12 protein-coding genes are annotated in these 19,461 nt (G+C 63.2%); 8 read left to right on the top strand and 4 right to left on the bottom strand.

Annotation, left to right across the window (positions count from 1 at the left end; translation table 11 throughout):
* Positions 1–6 precede the first annotated feature (6 nt).
* The 4 genes from CHR90_RS19555 to CHR90_RS12635 all read right to left on the bottom strand — a co-directional run bounded on the left by CHR90_RS19555 (position 7) and on the right by CHR90_RS12635 (position 10,292).
* Positions 7–2,829 (bottom strand): class I SAM-dependent methyltransferase, encoded by a 2,823-nt coding sequence (locus CHR90_RS19555; protein ID WP_212668685.1) that lies wholly within the window; start codon positions 2,827–2,829, stop codon positions 7–9.
* A gap of 5 nt (positions 2,830–2,834) precedes the next feature.
* Positions 2,835–3,722: a class I SAM-dependent methyltransferase gene (locus tag CHR90_RS12645; RefSeq protein WP_094409381.1), complete on the bottom strand. Its 888-nt coding sequence runs from the start codon at positions 3,720–3,722 to the stop codon at positions 2,835–2,837.
* On the bottom strand, positions 3,719–9,205 hold the full coding sequence (locus CHR90_RS12640) for a tetratricopeptide repeat protein (RefSeq protein WP_094409380.1): 5,487 nt from the start codon (positions 9,203–9,205) through the stop codon (positions 3,719–3,721). The genes CHR90_RS12645 and CHR90_RS12640 overlap by 4 nt, the downstream gene beginning before the upstream one ends.
* 79 nt (positions 9,206–9,284) lie before the next feature.
* Positions 9,285–10,292, bottom strand: coding sequence for a GDP-mannose 4,6-dehydratase (locus CHR90_RS12635; protein WP_094409379.1), 1,008 nt, complete (start codon positions 10,290–10,292; stop codon positions 9,285–9,287).
* Between the two features lie 125 nt (positions 10,293–10,417).
* Between CHR90_RS12635 and CHR90_RS12630 the strand changes: the two genes are divergently transcribed.
* From CHR90_RS12630 to pnp, 8 genes are all read left to right on the top strand, one after another.
* Complete coding sequence (locus tag CHR90_RS12630; protein ID WP_094409378.1) at positions 10,418–11,353, top strand: class I SAM-dependent methyltransferase; 936 nt, start codon at positions 10,418–10,420, stop codon at positions 11,351–11,353.
* A gap of 76 nt (positions 11,354–11,429) precedes the next feature.
* On the top strand, positions 11,430–12,260 hold the full coding sequence (locus CHR90_RS12625; protein WP_094409377.1) for a hypothetical protein: 831 nt from the start codon (positions 11,430–11,432) through the stop codon (positions 12,258–12,260).
* 179 nt (positions 12,261–12,439) lie between these two features.
* Positions 12,440–13,276 carry a class II glutamine amidotransferase gene (locus tag CHR90_RS12620; RefSeq protein ID WP_094409376.1) on the top strand — a complete coding sequence of 279 codons (837 nt, stop codon included), beginning with the start codon at positions 12,440–12,442 and terminating at the stop codon, positions 13,274–13,276.
* A gap of 285 nt (positions 13,277–13,561) precedes the next feature.
* The gene (locus CHR90_RS12615; protein WP_094409375.1) at positions 13,562–15,304 is read left to right on the top strand and encodes a glycosyl hydrolase family 28-related protein; all 1,743 of its coding nucleotides are present in this window, start codon (positions 13,562–13,564) and stop codon (positions 15,302–15,304) included.
* 125 nt (positions 15,305–15,429) lie between these two features.
* Positions 15,430–15,900 carry a 30S ribosome-binding factor RbfA gene (rbfA, locus tag CHR90_RS12610; RefSeq protein ID WP_229671502.1) on the top strand — a complete coding sequence of 157 codons (471 nt, stop codon included), beginning with the start codon at positions 15,430–15,432 and terminating at the stop codon, positions 15,898–15,900.
* Positions 15,897–16,820, top strand: coding sequence for a tRNA pseudouridine(55) synthase TruB (gene truB, locus CHR90_RS12605; protein ID WP_094409374.1), 924 nt, complete (start codon positions 15,897–15,899; stop codon positions 16,818–16,820). The genes rbfA and truB overlap by 4 nt, the downstream gene beginning before the upstream one ends.
* Before the next feature lie 15 nt (positions 16,821–16,835).
* The gene (gene rpsO, locus CHR90_RS12600; RefSeq protein WP_094409373.1) at positions 16,836–17,105 is read left to right on the top strand and encodes a 30S ribosomal protein S15; all 270 of its coding nucleotides are present in this window, start codon (positions 16,836–16,838) and stop codon (positions 17,103–17,105) included.
* A gap of 206 nt (positions 17,106–17,311) precedes the next feature.
* Positions 17,312–19,453 carry a polyribonucleotide nucleotidyltransferase gene (pnp, locus tag CHR90_RS12595; RefSeq protein ID WP_229671503.1) on the top strand — a complete coding sequence of 714 codons (2,142 nt, stop codon included), beginning with the start codon at positions 17,312–17,314 and terminating at the stop codon, positions 19,451–19,453.
* Positions 19,454–19,461 lie beyond the last annotated feature (8 nt).

The raw sequence follows: 19,461 nt of genomic DNA, 5'->3' as shown, positions 1-19,461 counted from the left end.
CATCACCTAATCGGAATGGCGGGGGGAATCAATGCGGAGTTCCGCAAGGGTGGGTTTCGAACTGCGGCGCCGCAGCACGATCATATCCTGCCCGCCCGCAAGCCCGCCGATACTGTCGAGAATGTCGAAATACTGACCCCAATGGCTAAAAATATACTCCTGTGAGTGTACGGCCTGCGGGTTTTCAGCGTCACCCTGACACAATAACCCAGCGCGCTGGGTTGCCTGCCACAAATCGGGCGGGCATCGGTAGAAGGAGGATTGGGCAAACCCGCGCACCGATAGCAGCAACAGCCCGCCGGGTTCGACAATCCGCTGCAATTCCACCAACCAAGCGTCCTGCGTTGCCGCATCCATCTCGGTCAGCACCGACAGACCGATCACGAGGTCAAACTGACCATCGGCGAAGTCGGTGGGGGGGGCGGCGCCGACTACGGTAAACCGAACCGCTTCCTGCACAGGACTGGATAGGGTGGCTTGGCATTGCGCAACCATGGCAGCGTCGGTATCGACACCGACGAGGCACGAGACAAAACGGGTCAAATAGCGGCTCAATTGACCCGCGCCGCAGTTCCAATCCAACACCGCCCGGAAAGAACTCAGCCCCCTGTCGAAGCGGTCTTGCAGATAGCGGTCGATGCGGTGAACGATCGTTGCCCCACCCATGCGGAACGCTAAGCTGTTTTCAGTGCCAATCAGGCGGGCAATCTGCGCGCTATCAGGAAGCGGGGCTTCTAACGCCGGATCAAGCAGGTACCAAGCCGTTCGGTAAGACCGGCGATGGTCACCGAAGGCCCCTGTCATGGCAACGCAGGCGACACCCTCGGGGAATGGGTTTTCACCGGGCTGCAACCGATAGCGACACCGGAAGCGGGCCGCGTCCGCATGGGGCAGAAAGCCGAAATAATCCTTAAGGTCAGGTGACGGCAACGGCCACTCGACCTCGGTGAAAACGGCCCCATTGATCGTAAACCGAGTTGCCTCGGGCGCATCCCACAGGGTCAGCGCCCAACCCTGAATCGTGATGTCATCATCTTCGACTGTGATGCTATCCGGTAACCAGCGCAGATCACGGGCGGCCGCGATCTGCAAATCGATCTGCCGGGCATCAATCGGTGCAGGGAGGGCTTCCGGGGCCACCGAAGCGGCCGGAAGCATCGGCTGATACCCGGCCGGTGCCGTGCGATGGGCAACGACGGTACACATCGGTACCTGCAGATTATCCTGCACGCGCAACTGGGTATGATAGGTAACCGTCGCATAAGGAAAGCCCAGGCATTCCAGCGCCCGCACCAGAAAAGCGGGGGAGAAGGACCACCAGGTATCGAGGGTCGGCGCATTGGCCCAGGGAATGAGCCGCATGACCGGCAGATCGCCCAAGGTCGGATCGAACAGATCCGTGACGATCATCGTCTCGCGCACCCGGGCCGCCACGCCCTCCAGAATGGAGAACGGCGACCGAGTATGCAGCAGAATAGCGCCGAGCAGGCCGATATCATACTCCCCCATCGCTTCCGGCAGGGTTTCCGGATCGGCCTCGACCAGCCGGACGGACGACCGGTTGAGATGGTGCAGATACCAAAAACTATTGCGCACACGGGTAATCTGCACCTCGTGATCGTCGCGCCATTGCGCCCGGTCAAAACCGCTGAGCGGGAAACAATCCCACAGCCGTTCCATCGAGGGTTCGACCGCCGTAACCGCCGCGCCCTGCCGCTCCATATGGAAGGACAGAAAACCGCTGGCCGGGCCAATTTCAAGAACGCTGCGCCCCGCTAGTGTGACGCCGCCGAAATAGGCATCGACATTCGGGCGCAAATCCCACTCGCCTTCCGACGGGCCGCCTGGAAGATCGACCCGATGGTAAAAGCGGCACTCCTCGCGCTGCGGTGCAGGCTTCTGAATAATTTTAAAATTGCCGCGCCCGCCAGACCGCCGGGCCGGAAGCGCATCGGCCTGTTTCCGCCAAGCAACCCCCGTCCAGTCGATCTTTTCGAGCGGATCATTGATGCCCCGCCGCGCCCGAAACTCGTCAATGGCCTGACGGCAGGGCGGCAGCGCGCCGTAATCGTCGGCAATGATAAAACCGCCAGGGACAACCTTATCGTATAGCGCCTCCAACGCATCCATCGTCGACTCGTAGAGGTCGCCGTCGAGCCGTAAAAGAGCGAGGCGCTCGATGGGGGCCGCCGCCAGCGTGTCCCGAAACCAGCCCGGCAGAAAGCGGACCTGATCATCCAGCAGGTCATACCGGGCAAACAGCGCGCGCACCCGCTCTTCGCTGATTGCCAGGATCGGCTGGTGTCGCTTGCTCAGATCGTAACCGCTGTCCTGCGTGATCGACGGTTCCGGCAACCCGTCGAAGGAATCGGCAACCCAGACCCGCCGCCCCGTTTCATCATAAGCGGCCAAGTGGGCGCGCATGAAGATTGTCGCCCCCCCGCGCCAGACGCCGGTTTCAATCAAGTCACCGGGAATGCCTTGGGTATAAAGCGTATCGAGACAGGCATGCAAATGATCCAGCCGCTTCCGCCCGATCATCGTATGGCTTTGTTCGGCCAGATTGCGCGGATCGTACAATTGGCCGTCCGGCCCCGGCCAATAGACCATCTGCCCAACCTCGCGCTGCGCCGACAGATGGGCCAGAATTTCCGGGCGATGGGCGGCGACATCGCGAACGATCTCGGGGTCGGGTTCCTGCCCAGCCCGCTGGCAGAGCAGCAGATAATGCAGCGCCGCTTCCAACTCGAGATAAAGATCATTCACCAGCGACCGTTTGACCATCCCAAGGTAACGATCGGCAGCAGTACGGGCAGCGGGAAGGGTCATAATCGTTAGGCTTCCGGGGCACGGGGGAGGGTCGGGAGACGCCACGCCAACAGTTGATCCAGCGCGGCCCCCGTATTGGGAACCAGCGCCAGTTCCCGCTCTACGGCGGCACCGTAGGGCAGGCGGGCATAGGTCTCAAGGATGGACTGATACCGCTGGTGCAGTAAGCGCGAGGCGGGATCGAGCCGGGTCACGAAGGTCAGCCCGGTCGGCGATGTCGCAACTGTCATCACGCGCAGATCAGGGCGTAGAGCACGCAGGCAGGGTACGAGCTTCCATCCGTCGCCACTGTAAAAACCGGTCTGACGCAGGGGGGAGGCCGTATGGGCGTTCAGCGGCCAAGTATCATGCAGTGCGATCACCCCGCCGGGGGCCATCCGCGCCTCAAGATCGATGAAATCCTGCAAAACCGTCTCGAAGCGATGGTCGCCGTCGATAAAGGCGAAATCAATCGCGCGCAACGCAGCAGCAAGCGGCGGGGGCTGCGCATCGGCGGTAGCAAAAAAAGTGCGACTGGTCATGGCAAACAGATGCAGGCCGGGGCGGGTTGCCTCTGCTGGTGGCACCCGGGGCACAGGGTCGATGCCGATAACCAGCGTCTCCCGCCCAGCAAGACGCAAGGAAAGCCCGGTTTCGACGCCGATTTCCACATAAACGCGCGGCTTTAGCGCTGTCTGCACACGGGCTAACCAAGCGCGATAGTCCGGGCCTGGACGGCGGGCAAGCGCCAGCCCAACATGGGCTTCGGGAATATTCGGCTCCAGTGCCAAAGCACTCAGAAACGCCCGTTCTGCCTCGGCCCGGCGGTCTTGGTCCAGCGCCCGCCGCCCGTCCAGCAGCAGGCGACGGAGCGGCAGAGGCCAGGGCAGGCTGAGCGCCAACCCGTCCCTCATTCGATCCCCTCCACGCCGATAACGCCGCGCAGGGTGCGGGTGAACACCTCGGGGTCATGATCGGTTTCCGCCCGCCGCAGGGCCGCCTCCCGCACCGCCTGCCAGCGGGCCGGATCGTGGTAAAGCCGGGCCATCGCCGCCGCAAAGCCCTCGGCATCCCGTCCTTCCAGCAGTTCCACCCCGGTTTTCCAACCGAGTTGGCGAACCAGTAGGCGCGTTGCGACAACGGGAATGCCCGCGCAGGCCGCTTCGATCACCTTCAACGGTACCCCTGCCCCAAAGCGGGTGGGGGCAATGAAGACACGCGCGGCATCATAAGCGGGACCAAGATCATCCACCCGCCCGACCAATCGGATCTGATCCGAGGCCAGGGCCGCAATACGGCTAGACCTGCATTCCCCGACGATGGTGACCGGTAGCGCCCGGCCAAGCTGGGCGTTCAAGTGGGGCAGCACCGCTTCGCTAAGCCAGACCAGACTATCTTCGTTCGGGCTTCCGGGGGTTAAGGCCCCGATGAACAAAAACCCCTCGCGCGCCGCGAAGGGCGGCGAGGCGGCGGGGCGGGGCATCGCGTGACTGAGCACCTGAACCGCTGGGGCGCCGCCCGCCTTAAACAGCCGCGCTTCCCGCGCCGAAACCGTCAGCACGCAGTCGGCAGCGGCGGCCAGATCAAGCTCGGCCTTCAGCAACCCCTTGGCTTCGGCGCGGGGCAGCGGCGTCCCGCGCAGGGCGGCAAAGCCGATATCGCGCAGGGCGAACAGGGCTTCGGCATCATAAATCACCCGCACCCCCTCGAACAAAAACGGGCGACGGCGGCGAATCTCGGCCACGAGGTCCATATTCGGCGGGCGGCTGACGATCATCAGATCGTAGAGGCCCTGGCGCTGTTCCAGAAAGCGTTCGAGGGTGGTGGCGTGCTGCCCCAGCATAACCTCGATGGTCTCCGGCAGGGTGGCGTAAACCTCCTCCCAGGTTTCTTCCCCGCCCCACAGCGGAAAATAGGTAACGTGGCAGCCGGTCAACGATTGCAGCATCAGCCGCGCCCGGGGATTGCCCGCGCCGACCGCCTGATGCGGCACGACATTATCGAGCACCAGCACGCGTGGCGCGGGGGCGGAGACCCAGCGGTCGTGCAAGGGTTTGGCATTGGCGGGGGTCGCGCGCTGGGCAAGCTCGTCGCAGTGCGCCGCCAAGAACCGGCCCTGGTTGGCGCGCATCATCGCCCCCGCCGCATCGGCAGTCACGGCGCTACCGCCCTCGAGATGGGTCAGCGTGACAGCGGGATCATAGACAACCCGGAACCCGGCCCGCCGCACCCGGAAACAAAGGTCCGTATCCTCGTAATAGGCCGGGGCAAAGGCGGGATCGAAGCCGCCTAGGCTGCTCCACAGGGGGCGCGGCAACATGAGGAAGGCGCCCGAGACGAAATCGGCATCGCGGACGAAGCGGAACTCTGGCAGGTCCGGGGGGGCGCCCCGCCCGTATCCAGCAGCCGACCCATCGGCATAGGCCATGCACCCGGCTTCTTGCAGCGTGCCATCGACCAGCAGGATCCGCCCGCCGACCACCCCGATAGACGGGTCCGTCTTAAGCCGGTGCAGGGCGGCAGCCAAAGCCCCCGGATGGGGCAGGGCATCGTTATTGAGGAACAGGATATACCGGCCCGTCGCCCGCGCCGCGCCTTGGTTGGCGGCCCGCAAAAACCCCTCGTTCTTGGCATTGCGCAGGAGTGTCGCCCCGTCGATCCGGTCGAGCAGGTCCGCCGTTTCATCGGTCGAGGCATTATCGACGATGATCGTCTCAAAACTCAGCCCCGTCTGATCGGCCAAGGCGGTCAGCGTCTGCAAGGTTAGGCCCGCTTGATTGAACAGCACCAGCACGACCGAAACGTCGGGCACGCCCGCCGGTACCGGCAGGGTCAAGCGTCCATGATCGGCAAGCCATCCGGCGATCGCGTGCCGGGCCAGCGCGCGGCAGCGGGATTTCAGATCGGGCGCCTCGGCTACCGCGCGCAGGGCATCGCGGCGGTCCACCCAGGTTTGTTCGAGCTGTGCCGCAACCCGCCGGGCATCCAGCAGCGGGGCGGCCCGTAGCCGGTCGCGCAGAGTTTGGCGGATTTCTGCCAACGCGGCGGGATCGGCGGCTAGGGTACAGGCGATGCGAATATAGTCGGCGGGTGTCGTGGCGATCCAAGCCTCGGCCCCGGCGGCGGTCAGCAGCGCCGCGCCCTGGCGGGCCGCTAAGCCCTCGCCGGTCAGGGTCACGACGGGCACCCCCATCCACAGCGCATCAATCAGCCCAAGACCGCCATTGGCCGGAAAACTATCAAGGCCGATATCAATATCGTCGAACAGGTGGAAATGGTCGCCATAGGGGCGGTGCAGGCGGTAGACGATGCGGTCCGCCGCAACACCGCGCGCGGCCAGGATGGTCGCGAACCGCTGACGGAATTCCCAATCCCGCCCGTGCCGCCCCAGCAGCACCAAGCGCGATCCGGGCACCGCTGCCAGCAGATCGGCCCAGGTTTCAAGGCACAGCGGGCTAAGCCGGAAACCGCGCACCGCACACCCGAAGGTGATCCCCCCCGTCGTTTGCGCGGGCAGCGGCGCGACCGGCGGCGCCCCGGCAGGCGGTGACCAGCCCCATTGCCCGCCCGATAGCCGCAGGACGGGTTCGGTATAGAGCGCCCGGTCAGCGGGCGGCAGGGCGACCGCATCGGTGATGAGCAGATCATAGAGACCGGCCCCGCTCCCCCAAGCCCCCAGCCAGCCGCACTGCAAAGGCGCAATGCGGCGGCGCAAGGCCCGCAAGACCGCCGCCTGCCCATGAAACGGGTGCAGGCCGACGGTATCGACCACCACGTCAATGCGATTGGCGATGCAGGAGGCTTCGAAATCCGCCCCGCTCAGCGGATGCACTGCGACGCGCTGGTGCAGGCTGGCGGGCAGCGGCGCCGGATCATCGGTATAGAGATGCAGGCCAACCACCTGCGGATCGTGGGCAGCCAGCACATCCACCAGCAAGGCTTGGTGAAAATGCGACGCGAGATAAGCCACCTGCAGGCGCGAATCGGAGGATGGTGCGGGCGACGGACGGCACGCCGTGCGCCCGCTGGCGGCGCCGTGTATCAGGCCCCACTGCCGCAGATGCCGCGCGCTGGTTTCAGCCGAAACCGCCCCGGCCATCCGCAGCAAGTAGAGGCTGGCAATCGCTATATCCGCATCGCGGGGAAAGGCGGCCTGCGCGGCGGCCGCCACTCGGGCCGCTTCCTCGGCGCTGCCATAGGCGGCAAGCCATTCGAGAATTTCGAGATAGAGCGAGCGGCGGGCATCCAGCGGGATAAGCCGCAGCAGGTCAGCCGCAGGCGCATAGCCCGCCGCGTGCAGCCGCAGAACGGTCAGCCCCGCGTCATGGTGCCGCCGATCCCGGTAGAGCAAAATCGCCGCGCGGCGCGCAGCCTCCTGCCAAACCAGGACCGGGGAGCCGCCCGCAGCCTGCTGCACCGTCCCCTCAACCGCGAGCAAACGCGCCGCCAGCGACAGGGCGGCGGGCGGTGGCGGGATGAGGGCCGGGGTGTCGTCAAGGCAGGCGAGGGCCTCAGCCGCCTCGCCAGTCAATGCCAGGATTTCAGCCAACTCTAACCAACGTTCGGGCTTTTTCGGCGTTAGGTCCGCCGCTTCCCGGCTCACGGCTAGCGCCTCGGGCAGCCGGTCATCGGTCGCAAGAACCCACGCCAATTGCCCCAGCGCGTCGCTGTTTTTCGGTGCCAGCGCCTGGGCCTGTCGCAGTGCCGCTTCCGCCGCGTCCAGCCGGTGCTGGCGATGGCGCAGTTGCGCCAGACAGCGCCAAGTTTCCGCCGCTTCAGGGGCTAGTAGAATAGCCCGCTCCGCATGATGTTCGGCTTCGATCAACCGTCCCTGCGCTTGCAGAGCGAAGCTGGTCAACACCCGAACCTGCGCCTGATCGGGCGCAAGCTGGAGCAAACGACCGCAGAGAGCCTCGGTTTCCGCAAAATCGCCCGCCTCCAACGCCAACCCCGCGCAATGGCGCAGAATATCGGGCGTGTCCGGGGCTATCCGCCGGGCACGCCGGGCGATCAGCCGCGCGCTGGTCAGCCGCCCAAGTTGATGCAGGGCAACGGACAGAAACAGCAAAAGCTCTTCATTCCGGCGGTCGCCGCGCAGTAACCGGTGCAGGTGCGGGCGGGCGTCGCGGCCCCTGTTCTGCCCGATCAGCGCCCAGGCCAATTGGCGGCGGGCGGCGGGATGATCGGGCGCGTCGGCCAAGACCGCATCCATCAGCGTGGCAGCTTCCTCCGCCGCGCCGAAGTGCAGCAAGACCTGGGACCGGGCGATGGCCGCGGCCACCAAGGCCGGATTATGCTGCTGCGCCCGACCGTAACAGTGCAAGGCCTCCTGCATCGCCCCGGCGGCACGCTTAATCTCGCCCAGTAAGTACCAGCCGTCCGCCCAATCGGGCCAGCGACGCACGATGTCATGGGCGGCGATCTCGGCCTGAGCGGGCGCCCCGGCGGTCCGCAACCATAGGGCCTTGCCGAGATGCAGACCCCGATCCTCCGGGGCCAGAGCCAGACCCGCATCGAGCAGCGGGCCAGCTTCCACCGCCTGTCCCGCCCGGCACAGGGCGGTGACCAAATGGCGGCGAATATCGGGATCGGCGGGAGTCGCAGTGAGCGCTTGGCGCAGCAACAGAATGGCGGCGTCGAAAAAGCCCTTCTCGCTGAGAAAATGCCCAAGCTGCGCCAAGCGGTGTGGCTGCGGCGCCCGTTGCACAACCTTGTACGATAGGTCCAGCGCGGCATCGAGCCGCCCCATATCGGCATAAACCCAAGCCAGCGCGACCGCCGCTTCGTCGAGACCGGGGTTGATCTCGAGCGCCCGGGTCAGAAGCCGCGCCGCCGCCGCCAACAGCCCCGTGCGGGCGCGGATATGACCGAGATACCAGAGGAGGACCGGATGATCGGGATGCTGCGTGAGCGCGGTTTCGAGGGTTTCAACCGCCTCAGGCCGCCCAGCGTCCCACTGCATCCACCCAAACGCCGCCGCCGCCTCGGCCGACCCCGGATGCCCTTGCCGGGCCAGCTCGGCGTGATGAAGCGCGGCGGCTCGGTCGCCCAGGCGGAACGCCTCCCAAGCAACCGCGAGCCGGGCGGCGAGATGGCGGTCATCCAGCGCTAAAACTGCCCGATAAAGGGCATCGGCCACGCCGAGACGCCGCCCTGCCGCCGCTTCCCGTGCGCGCGCCAGTAACCGGTCGATAACCGCTGGCGCCTGACGCAAGAAGGCGCGCAGATCATCATCGGGAACCACATCGTCCGCCGAAAAATCGGGCAAGGACTGCGCATGCCCCGCCGCCAAGGCCCGCAGCAGGCCTGCAGCGGTCCCGGTTTCCCGCTCGGCCAGGGATGCAAGTTGCGACCAGTCACCGGCCTTTAGGAGGGAAAGAAGGGTCGCGCGTGTCATAAAGCCTGATCTGCCGCTTGAGAAATTCCGTGCCTCCCAGAACTAAGGGGAAGCGGGGGCCACGTCTAGCGACCGTGGGTTATCCACCGGAAGGATCGGGGCTGCGGCGCCGGGCGATTTCCGCCGCGACCAACTGGGCCACGATCTGCGGCATTCGTGCTTCCGCCCGCCAGTTTAGCAAGCGGTGGGCCTTTTCCGGGTTTCCGGCACTATAGCTAATATCGGACGGGCGCAGCAGGGCACGGTCGCTATCCACATGGTCGCGCCAGTTAAGGCCGAATTGGGCAAAAACCTCGGCCACGAACGCCTCGAGCGTATGGGTTTCCCCGGTCGCGATCACAAAATCTTCCGGCCTATCATGGCGGAGCATGCGGGCCATCGCCTCGACGTAATCGGGCGCCCACCCCCAATCGCGAGCGACATCGAGGGCCCCGAGGATGAGGCGGTCACGCTTTTTGTCGGCAATATCGGCAGCGCCGCGCACAACCTTCTGGGTTACATAGCGCGCCGGGCGCAGCGGCGATTCGTGATTGAAGAGAATGCCGGAACAAGCGAAGAGCCCATAGGCTTCGCGATAATTGGCCACCGCCCAGAAAGCCGCAGCCTTGCCAACGCCGTAGGGGCTGCGAGGATGAAAGGGTGTGGTTTCATCAGCAGGCGTGGCACCGGTGTTGCCATAGCATTCGCTGGACGCTGCACTGTAAAACCGCGTTTTTAATTTTAGAAAGCGGATCGCTTCCAAAATATTCAGTGTACCGATTAGGCAACCGTTCACCGTTTCCGCCGGTTGGTCGAAGGACAGGCCGACCGAAGATTGAGCGGCGAGATTATAAATCTCGTCTGGGCGCACCCGGTCGATCACCTCGATCACACTGCGGAAGTCGGTCAAGACGGCGGAATGCAGCCCGACCTGCGCCTTCAGGCCAAGCTGGACCAAATTGGCAAACCCCGACATTTCCCGGTCGCGCGACGTCCCATGCACCCGGTACCCGTCTGCCAGAAGAAGCCGGGCCAGATAGGCGCCGTCCTGGCCCGAGATGCCAAAGATCAGGGCAGTTTTACAGGGGGAATCCGGGTGCGCATCCATCGTAGGGCGCATTCCATCACCGACGTTCGGGCAGTTCAAGCCCACTCGCAGCCTGCAAAGGCTTTTTACCCAACGCGGTGCGCCACCGCCTGACAAGCCGAACATAGTCGGTTAGACTTCTTATTATGACGTTTTCTGCCCGCGACCCCGCCCCCATTTTTGCCGATGTCGTCGATGCGGCCTGGGGCGATCCAGCCACCTGGACCGCCGAAGGTCAGCATTGGACCCACCTTGCCCAGGTGCAGCAAACCATCAATCGACGGGTGACCGGGGACGCCAACCTGCCCGCCTTAACCTGGTTTTTTCAGCGCGTCGCCCGCGACCGCCCCCTGCCCCTGGGGCGGGTTCTTATTGTGGGCTGTGGGTCGGCAGGTATCGAAAACTCGATCGTTCAATCGGGATGGGCGGCTGAAGCCGTCGGTCTTGATTTATCGCCGCGGGCCTTGGCCTTGGCTGCCGAACAGGCCGCCGCCGCAGGCCTAAGGGGGGTTAAGCATCAGGTCGCCGATATGAACGCGCTACCCGTCGGTAGCGCCGATTTGCAACCGGGCAGCTTCGACGCGGTTTTCGGGATCGCGGGGGTGCATCATTGCGCCAATCTTGAGGGGCTTTACTCCGCCGTCTCGCATCTCCTGAAGCCCGGCGGCTGGTTTTATCTCGACGAGTTTATTGGCCCCAGCCGGTTCCAATGGCCCGATGTGCAGACGGGCTTGATCAGCGGCTTTCTCAGCGCCTTGCCCGATGATCTGGTGCGCACCGGGGCAGGGCACTTGCGGCGCGGCTACATCCGCCCCACGGTCCAGCAGGTGATCGCCGTTGACCCCAGCGAAGCCGTTCGCTCTGCCGAAATCGTCCCGTTGCTGCCGACTTGGTTTACGGTCGAGGGGCTTTTTGGCTACGGCGGCAATCTTCTGCATCTGGCGCTGGCCCAAATCGCTCAGCATTTCCATACGGATGCCGGGGGGCACCTTGCCCGCCTGATCGCGCTCGAAGATTGGTGCCTCAGCGAGGGCCTGCTGACCGATGATTTCGCGGTGATTCTGGCCCGGAAACCCGCCTGAACGATCTTGCGGTATCGCAGCGGCGCGGCATGGGGTACACCTGCCGCAGCATCCCGTTTGTTGTGAGGGAGGCCGCATGGTCAATCTCGTCGTCTCCAACCGCCGCCGCCGGTTTTATCTTTGGCTCGATCCGCGCTTGCCCACAGTGCGCAAGCAGGTGAGCCTGTTCGGGCGCGTGGAGACGGGGGATGTGCTGGAGCCGCCGCCCGTGGCCTTGACCGTCGTCGGGGCACCCCAGGCCGCCGAGGCGCTGGGGATCGAACAGCCCGCCCAGCGCCGGGTGCAACGGGCCGAGATCGTGCTGGAGAATTACCGCGCCACCCATCTGGCGGGCTATCCGGCACGCGGACGGGCGGCCTTGGTCTTCGACCGGCTAGAAGATGCTTGGCTTTATCACGATACCAACCGCGACGCGCTGACGGGCCATGTGCTGAAGGTCGCCGAGACCCGGGGGCTCTTTGCCGTCTCTTTGCATGATTCGCTGTGGACGGAAATTCTCGCCGCTTACGATAGCGAGACGGTGGATGACTATGTCGCGCGCGCCTATTGGGCGGGGGAAACCACGACCGGGCGCATCCCCGAGGGGGTTGTTTTTAATCGCTTGCGACGGCCAGAGCGGATCCCGGCGCTGGAAGGCCTGTTCTATGGCGCCTTGCGCTTTCCCGATCAGCAGTTGGAACGCCACGATCTGCCGCGCCCCGCCGCCGTGCGGGCGCGTTTGGCCGCCTGGGGCGTTGGCGATTGGAACCTGACGCGCGAGCCGGGCGAAGAGAGTGAAACCATCGCCCTCGACCCTGGCGAAGAAGACGCCGCAACCGAAACGACCTTCCCCGACAGTGCCGAACGGATCGACGACGCTGACGCTGCGACGGACCGACATCCTTTAGACACGAAAGACGCGCCCTAATCCCTCACGCGGCACAGCAGGCGGAACGGATAAGCACCGAATCGATAACGAAAAATTTAGAAACAGCGTCTCGACAGCGGGAGGCGGCTTTGCTACGATCGTGTTACTGAAATGTCAGATGGGTGTCGGTGAGCTACCCTCCGGGGAGGGTGGTCACGCGGCCCCGGTCGGGATTGACCATGTGCCGTTGGCTCGCCTACTCCGGTTCTCCCCTGCGTTTGCACGCGTTGCTGTTCGAAACGCAGAACTCGCTGATCAATCAGTCGCTCGCCTGCCAGCGCGCTAGCGTGGCGACCAATGGCGATGGCTTCGGCGTGGGCTGGTACGGCACGCAGAAGAAGCCCGGCCTGTACCGCGACATTCGCCCCGCCTGGAACGACGATAATCTGCGCAGCTTGGCTGAACAGATCGAATCGCCGCTGTTTTTCGCCCACGTCCGCGCCTCCACCGGCACCGCAACAACGCGGCAGAACTGCCACCCGTTCCGCCACGACAATTGGCTGTTCATGCACAATGGTCGCATCGGCGGCTACGATAAGGTCCGCCGCTGCCTGGAGTTTCAGATTCCAGAAGCGCTGTATAACGAGCGGATTGGCACCACCGACAGCGAAATCATCTTTATGCTGCTGATCGGCAACGGCCTGCTGTCGGACCCGGCCGATGCCTACCGGAAAACCATCGCCGATATCGAAACCGCGATGCAGGCCCAGGGCGTGACCGAACCGCTGCGCCTCACCGCTTGCGCCACCGATGGCGAACGGCTCTATGCTATTCGCTATTCCTCCGACCAAGCCGCGCCGACGCTGTTCTATGCGCAGGGCCAGCAGGTTCAGGTTGAAAACGGCACCTGCGCTTTCACCGAAGGGGCGGGATCGGTCTTGGTCCTCTCTGAACCGCTCGACCGCAGCGATGCGTGCTGGAACGAAGTGCCGGAAGGCTATTTCCTAACGGCGATTGGCGACCGGGTGACACTGCAACCGGTGGTGCCCGCTGAACCTATTAGCGCCGTCGCCTGATCGGGACACTCTTTTTAGACCAAAAAATATCCCCTTTGCGCCGCTAGAAGCTGCCGTTTCTGGCGGCGTTGTGATTTTTACGTGTCTTTTATAAAATTAACAAAACCATCTCTTGAGATGGGTAAACCGTTTTGATATAAAATAAATAGATTGAAAAAAAATGGGAAATATATTTTGAATAACATCAAAATAGACTCATGAATTTCATTGTGATGATCGAAATTTCTTGAGTGAAATATCGCACGCACATGAAATTGCGAACATAAATCTACCCATGGAGAGAGCATGACAACGCCGGCGAACCCTTATGGCGCTTTCATTAATGTCATGGATTATGGAGCCTTACCGGACGGCAGCGATAGCACGACGGCCTTTACGCAAGCTCTGGCAGCGGCGAACGGTCGGCCCGTCTTTGTACCGGCAGGCACGTTCCGTCTCGACGGCCCCTTAACAGTCACTGCCCCTGTAAATAATCACGCCCCCGGCCCGCAGCTTTTTGGCGAGGGCAAGGACATTAGTATTCTCGATTATCGGGGAACCGGCACTCTCCTAACCTGTACCCAGGCCGTCGGGTACCGCTTCCTTAAGAATGGCTCGATTGCCAGCATGACCCTGACGGGGAAATCCGATATCCCCGGACAATCGGCCCTAAGTCTGACGGGGGCTTTCGATTGGTATCTCAGCGATCTCGTCATCAAGAATTTCGGCGGTGATGCTGTTAAATCTCCGCTGGTCTCGACCGTCTATACGGAGATCACCGACGTTAGCAAGACCGCCGGCAGTAACGAGCTTAACCGGGCGGCGGGCGGGTTCTTGACACGGCTGGTCGTGGGCAACGGGGTTTTCGGCCCGGGCATTCCAATCGGCGCCCTGGTGACGCAGGTGGTGAGCGATTTTCAGGTTAAAATTTCTCAACCCTGTACGCTGACCGAGGTTAGCTCGATCTTTGCCATTGGTACGACCGATGCCATCCAAAGTATCGTTCATATCCGCGATACGGAAATCATTCAAAATGGTGGGTATGGGATCGCCGGATATTGCGGTTTAGGGTTTATACTCTATTGGCAGAACACTAAGGTTCAGGCAAATGGCGGCGGGGTTCTTATTGGGGCAGGCGCCGACATCGACGGCGGCATTATTGCCGGCAACGGAGCCGGAGCGTCCGGTGATCTGGCCGCAGGCTTGCGCGTTACCCGCATCAACAGTTCTGCGCAAAATCTCTCGGTTCGCAAGATTGAATTCGACAGTAATGTTGGCGCTCAGATCCGGTTAGAGTATCTAACAAACGGGATTATCGAGCAATGCCGCTTCATAAGTCATCTCGATCCCCAAAATAATCAGGTGATGATTCCCAATAAAGGCGTCGTTTTTGGCGGAACACTGGGATCAGCGTCTGTCAATAGCATTGATATGCAGCAATGCGCCTTCCGGGCCGACGCCCAAGGCGGCATTCCTTTTGACGGTATCTATCTTGGCGATACTGGAACTTACAATAACATCACTGTCGATAGTCCTTTGTGGATTACACTGACGGCACCGAACCAGAAGAAGATTAATAAAGCCCCACATCCCGATGCCGCCTTTCAAATGATCGAGGCGGGCAAGCTGACGGTCGGAAACCCGGTCAATAACGGCTTCGTCTTCGCCCGCCGCACCGATGTTCTGGACGTACCGGCCACGACGGAAATCACGGTTCCTTACCCGCAGGTTCTGCGCGGCGATGCGACCATTCTGACGACAGGCATTCCCAATAGCGGCCTGTGGCAATTCGACGTGACCATCGCTTTGGCGAACCTCGGGACGACCGAAACCGGAACCTTCTCGGTCGTCGCCAATGGTGCGGTAAAAACCCTATCATGGGCCGCGAATGGGCAAACGGCGATCACGATCAATGGTTCGTTCCCGATGATCTTGAACCAAAGCACGACACCGCCAGTTATCAAGCTGCGTCGAAACGGCGGGACGGGGATTGCACAGATCACCGCCGCCGCCAATGCAACCGTTCTGTTCGTAACGTTCATCGGGTAGACCTTCCGTCGCAGGCGTGCCGCTGCCAACCGGGGCGGCACGCCTGCCCGGCCTTTCGGGTCAGGGGTCAATTGACAGAGATGATCGGTATGCCTATTGTCCTCGCCCTCTTTAGCGAAGCGACAATGACCATGCCCCGCCCGTCCCATCCCGCCTCTTCCGGTACACTTTCCTCCTCCGCAGGCCGGGCGCCGTCGCCGCGTCAGTTGCGCGTGGGGGAAGAGGTGCGGCATGTGCTCACCCAGGTTTTTACCCGCGATGGGCTGCGCGATCCCGATCTTGCCGGGGCGTCGGTGATGGTGACGGAAGTGCGCATGAGCCCCGACCTGCGCCACGCCACCGCCTTCGTGATCAAACTGGGCGGCGAGGATACGCCGGAGGCGCAAAAGGCGCTGGTCCGTGCCTGCCGCCGGGCATCGCCCTATTTGCGCGGTCAGATGGCGAAAGAATTGCGCCTGCAATTCGTGCCGGAACTGGCGTTCCAGCCGGATACGTCCTTCGGCGAGGCGGCGCGCATCGGGTCACTGCTCAACCGCCCGGAAGTGCAGCGCGATCTTGCCGCGCACCAGGATGATGAAGGCACCGAGGAGGCATGAGCCGCAAGCGCCGGGGCCAGCCCATCCACGGCTGGCTGGTGGTCGATAAGCCGCTCGGCGTCACCTCGGCAGCGGTGGTCGGCAAAGCCAAGCGCCTGCTGAATGCCGAAAAGGTTGGGCACGGCGGCACGCTCGATCCGCTGGCTTCCGGCATCCTACCGCTGGCCTTCGGCGAGGCGACCAAGACGGTTTCCCTGGTGATGGACGGGCGCAAAAGCTACCGCTTTACCCTGCGCTGGGGCATCGCCCGGTCAACCGAGGATGCGGAGGGGGAGATTACCGCCACCTCCGACGTTCGCCCCGACCGCGCCGCCATTGATGCGGTGCTACCGCGCTTCCTCGGCACCATCCTTCAGCAGCCGCCCGCCTATTCGGCCCTCAAGATCGACGGCCAGCGCGCCTATGATCTCGCCCGCGCCGGGGAAGCGGTGGAACTGGCGGCGCGCCCGGTGGAGATTTTCGATCTGCGCCTGCGTGAGATGCCTGACGCCGATCATGCGGTGTTCGAGGTCGATTGCGGCAAAGGCACCTATGTGCGCTCCTTGGGACGTGACATTGCCTTGGCTTTGGGCACTGTTGGGCATCTGTCGGCCCTACGGCGCACGAAAGTTGGGGTTTTTAGCGAGGCGGACGCGATTCTTCTGGATTCAGCCGGGGAATCTGATCATAGTCCGCCGCTGTCGGATCGACTGCTACCGATCCTGACCGTGCTGGACGACATCCCGGCTCTGGCCATTCCGGTAGCATCGGCGCAGCGCCTCCGCCATGGACAAACCCTGCCGCTCCCCGCGAGCGACTGGGGCGTTTTGGTGGATTGCTCCCCGGAAACGGTATTGGTCGCGATTGCGGAGGGAACTCCGGTCGCGCTCTGTCACCGCGAGGGGGAAAACCTGCGCCCGAGCCGCGTTTTCAACCTCTGATTTTGGGAGCCCCCGATGTCGATCACTGCCGAGCGCAAGACTGCGCTCATTCAAGAATATGCCACCAAGCAAGGCGATACCGGTTCGCCGGAAGTCCAGGTTGCGATCCTGTCGGAACGCATCCGCAATCTGACCGACCATCTGTCGGGCCATAAGAAGGACTTCCACTCGCGTCGCGGTCTGCTGGTCCTCGTCGGTCAGCGCCGCCGCCTGCTGGATTACCTGAAGCGCAACGATCACGGCCGCTATGCGACCCTGATCCAACGCCTCGGCCTGCGTCGCTAATCGCGCCGCCTGGGATGGCAGACTAAAAGCGATCCGCCCTTCGCCCCGAAGGGCGGATCGTTTGCTTTTGCGCTACAGTCAGCGCGGTACAGCCGGATCGAAAGCCTGATTTTCGACAGGTCCGGCGCAGGGTGGGGCGGGCTGCATCCTGAGGGAAACCCAGCCCGCGCGGCGGCGATGGTGAAAGCACCCCCGACGCACGAACGATGGAAGGAACGACGATGTTCAATGTGTTCAAGAAAGAAATTCAATGGGGCGGTCGCACCCTGACGCTGGAGACGGGCCGCATCGCCCGCCAGGCCGATGGCGCCGTGCTGGCCACCTATGGCGAAACCACCGTGCTCTGCACCGTGGTCTATGCCAAAGCCGCGAAGCCGGGCGTGGACTTCTTCCCGCTGACGGTGAACTACCAGGAAAAGACCTTCGCCGCCGGTAAGATTCCGGGCGGCTTCTTTAAGCGCGAAGGCCGCCCGTCCGAAAAGGAAACGCTGGTGTCGCGCCTGGTGGATCGTCCGATCCGCCCGCTGTTCGCCGATGGGTTCCGCAATGAGACCCAGGTGATCTGCACTGTGCTAAGCCACGATATGGAAAATGATCCCGATATCGTGTCGATGGTCGGCGCGTCCGCCGCTCTCACGATTTCGGGCGCCCCCTTCCTTGGCCCGATCGGCGCGGCGCGCGTTGCCTATATCAATGGCGAATACGTGCTGAACCCGACCCCCGCCCAGGTGAAGGAAAGCGCGCTCGACCTCGTGGTCGCCGGGACCAACGATGGCGTGCTGATGGTCGAATCGGAAGCCAAGGAGCTTTCCGAAGAAATTATGCTGGGCGCCGTGGCCTTTGGTCACGATAGCTTCCAGCCGGTGATCGATGCGATCATCGACCTCGCCAATGCCGCCGCCAAGGAACCCTTCGACCTGCCGGCCCCGCCGGAAGCCGAAACCGCCGTGGCCAAGCGCCTGAAGGAAGTTGCCGCCACCGCGCTGACCGCCGCCTATTCGGAAGTGCAGAAGCAGGTGCGCTACGAAAAGGTCGGTGCCGCTAAGGCCGAAGCCGTCACCAAGCTGGTCGAAGAAGGCTTCGCCGCCGATCTCGTCGCCGCGAAGTTCAAGGATCTGGAAGCGGACATCGTTCGCGGCAATATCCTGTCCACGAAGCGCCGCATCGACGGCCGCGACCTTGTGACCGTTCGCCCGATCGTCGCCGAAGTCGGCGTGCTGCCGCGCGCCCACGGTTCGACCCTGTTCACCCGTGGGGAAACCCAGGCCCTCGTCGTCGCCACGCTCGGCACCGGCCAGGATGAACAGATCATCGACGCGCTGGACGGCGAATACCGCGAAAACTTCATGCTGCACTATAATTTCCCGCCGTATTCGGTCGGGGAAGCGGGCCGCATGGGCTCGCCGGGTCGCCGCGAAATCGGCCACGGCAAGCTTGCCTGGCGCGCGGTGCATCCGGTGCTGCCGGAGAAGGAAAAGTTCCCGTACACGATCCGCGTCGTGTCGGAAATCACCGAATCCAACGGCTCCTCGTCGATGGCTTCCGTCTGCGGCGCTTCGCTGTCGATGATGGATGCGGGCGTGCCGCTGCTGCGCCCGGTCGCCGGGATCGCCATGGGTCTGATCAAGGAAGGCGACCAATTCGCCGTTCTGTCGGACATTCTGGGCGATGAAGATCACCTGGGCGATATGGACTTCAAGGTCGCCGGGACGGAAAGCGGCATCACCGCTTTGCAGATGGACATTAAGATCACCTCGATCACCCGCGAGATCATGAAGATCGCGCTGGAACAGGCGAAAGCCGGCCGTCTGCACATCCTGGGCGAAATGGCCAAGGGTCTGTCGGCTCCGCGCGGTCAGGTGTCCAGCAACGCCCCGCGCGTCACCACCTTCCAGATCCCGAAGGATAAGATCCGCGAAGTCATCGGCTCCGGCGGTAAGGTCATCCGCGAGATCACCGAAACCACCGGCACCAAGATCGACATCGAGGACGATGGCACCATTAAGGTCGCCGCCACCGATACCACGAAGGCGCAAGCCGCCATCGACTGGATCAAAGGCATCGTCGCGGAACCGGAAGTCGGCGTGATCTACACGGGTAAGGTGGTGAAGACCGTCGATTTCGGCGCCTTCGTCAACTTCCTCGGCAGCCGCGACGGCCTCGTCCACATCTCGGAACTGGCGCCGAAGCGCGTCGCCAAGACCGAAGACGTGGTGAAGGTCGGCGATGCCGTGAAGGTGAAGTGCCTCGGCTTCGACGATCGCGGCAAGATCCGCCTGTCGATGAAGGTTGTCGACCAGGAAACGGGCGAAGACCTGAGCAAGAAGGACGCGCCGGCAGAGGCGTAAGCTTCGGC

Source organism: Elstera cyanobacteriorum, from assembly GCF_002251735.1.
GTDB lineage: Bacteria > Pseudomonadota > Alphaproteobacteria > Elsterales > Elsteraceae > Elstera > Elstera cyanobacteriorum.
The sequence above is the reverse complement of the archived record's forward strand: the minus strand, read 5'-3'. Positions and strand labels throughout refer to the sequence as shown.

What these genes read in the sequence shown, in the direction of transcription:
- CHR90_RS19555 (WP_212668685.1), bottom strand. Translation starts at nt 2,829, where the DNA reads ATGACCCTTCCCGCTGCCCGTACTGCTGCCGATCGTTACCTTGGGATG.
- CHR90_RS12645 (WP_094409381.1), bottom strand. Translation starts at nt 3,722, where the DNA reads ATGAGGGACGGGTTGGCGCTCAGCCTGCCCTGGCCTCTGCCGCTCCGT.
- CHR90_RS12640 (WP_094409380.1), bottom strand. Translation starts at nt 9,205, where the DNA reads ATGACACGCGCGACCCTTCTTTCCCTCCTAAAGGCCGGTGACTGGTCG.
- CHR90_RS12635 (WP_094409379.1), bottom strand. Translation starts at nt 10,292, where the DNA reads ATGGATGCGCACCCGGATTCCCCCTGTAAAACTGCCCTGATCTTTGGC.
- CHR90_RS12630 (WP_094409378.1), top strand. Translation starts at nt 10,418, where the DNA reads ATGACGTTTTCTGCCCGCGACCCCGCCCCCATTTTTGCCGATGTCGTC.
- CHR90_RS12625 (WP_094409377.1), top strand. Translation starts at nt 11,430, where the DNA reads ATGGTCAATCTCGTCGTCTCCAACCGCCGCCGCCGGTTTTATCTTTGG.
- CHR90_RS12620 (WP_094409376.1), top strand. Translation starts at nt 12,440, where the DNA reads ATGTGCCGTTGGCTCGCCTACTCCGGTTCTCCCCTGCGTTTGCACGCG.
- CHR90_RS12615 (WP_094409375.1), top strand. Translation starts at nt 13,562, where the DNA reads ATGACAACGCCGGCGAACCCTTATGGCGCTTTCATTAATGTCATGGAT.
- rbfA (WP_229671502.1), top strand. Translation starts at nt 15,430, where the DNA reads ATGACCATGCCCCGCCCGTCCCATCCCGCCTCTTCCGGTACACTTTCC.
- truB (WP_094409374.1), top strand. Translation starts at nt 15,897, where the DNA reads ATGAGCCGCAAGCGCCGGGGCCAGCCCATCCACGGCTGGCTGGTGGTC.
- rpsO (WP_094409373.1), top strand. Translation starts at nt 16,836, where the DNA reads ATGTCGATCACTGCCGAGCGCAAGACTGCGCTCATTCAAGAATATGCC.
- pnp (WP_229671503.1), top strand. Translation starts at nt 17,312, where the DNA reads ATGGAAGGAACGACGATGTTCAATGTGTTCAAGAAAGAAATTCAATGG.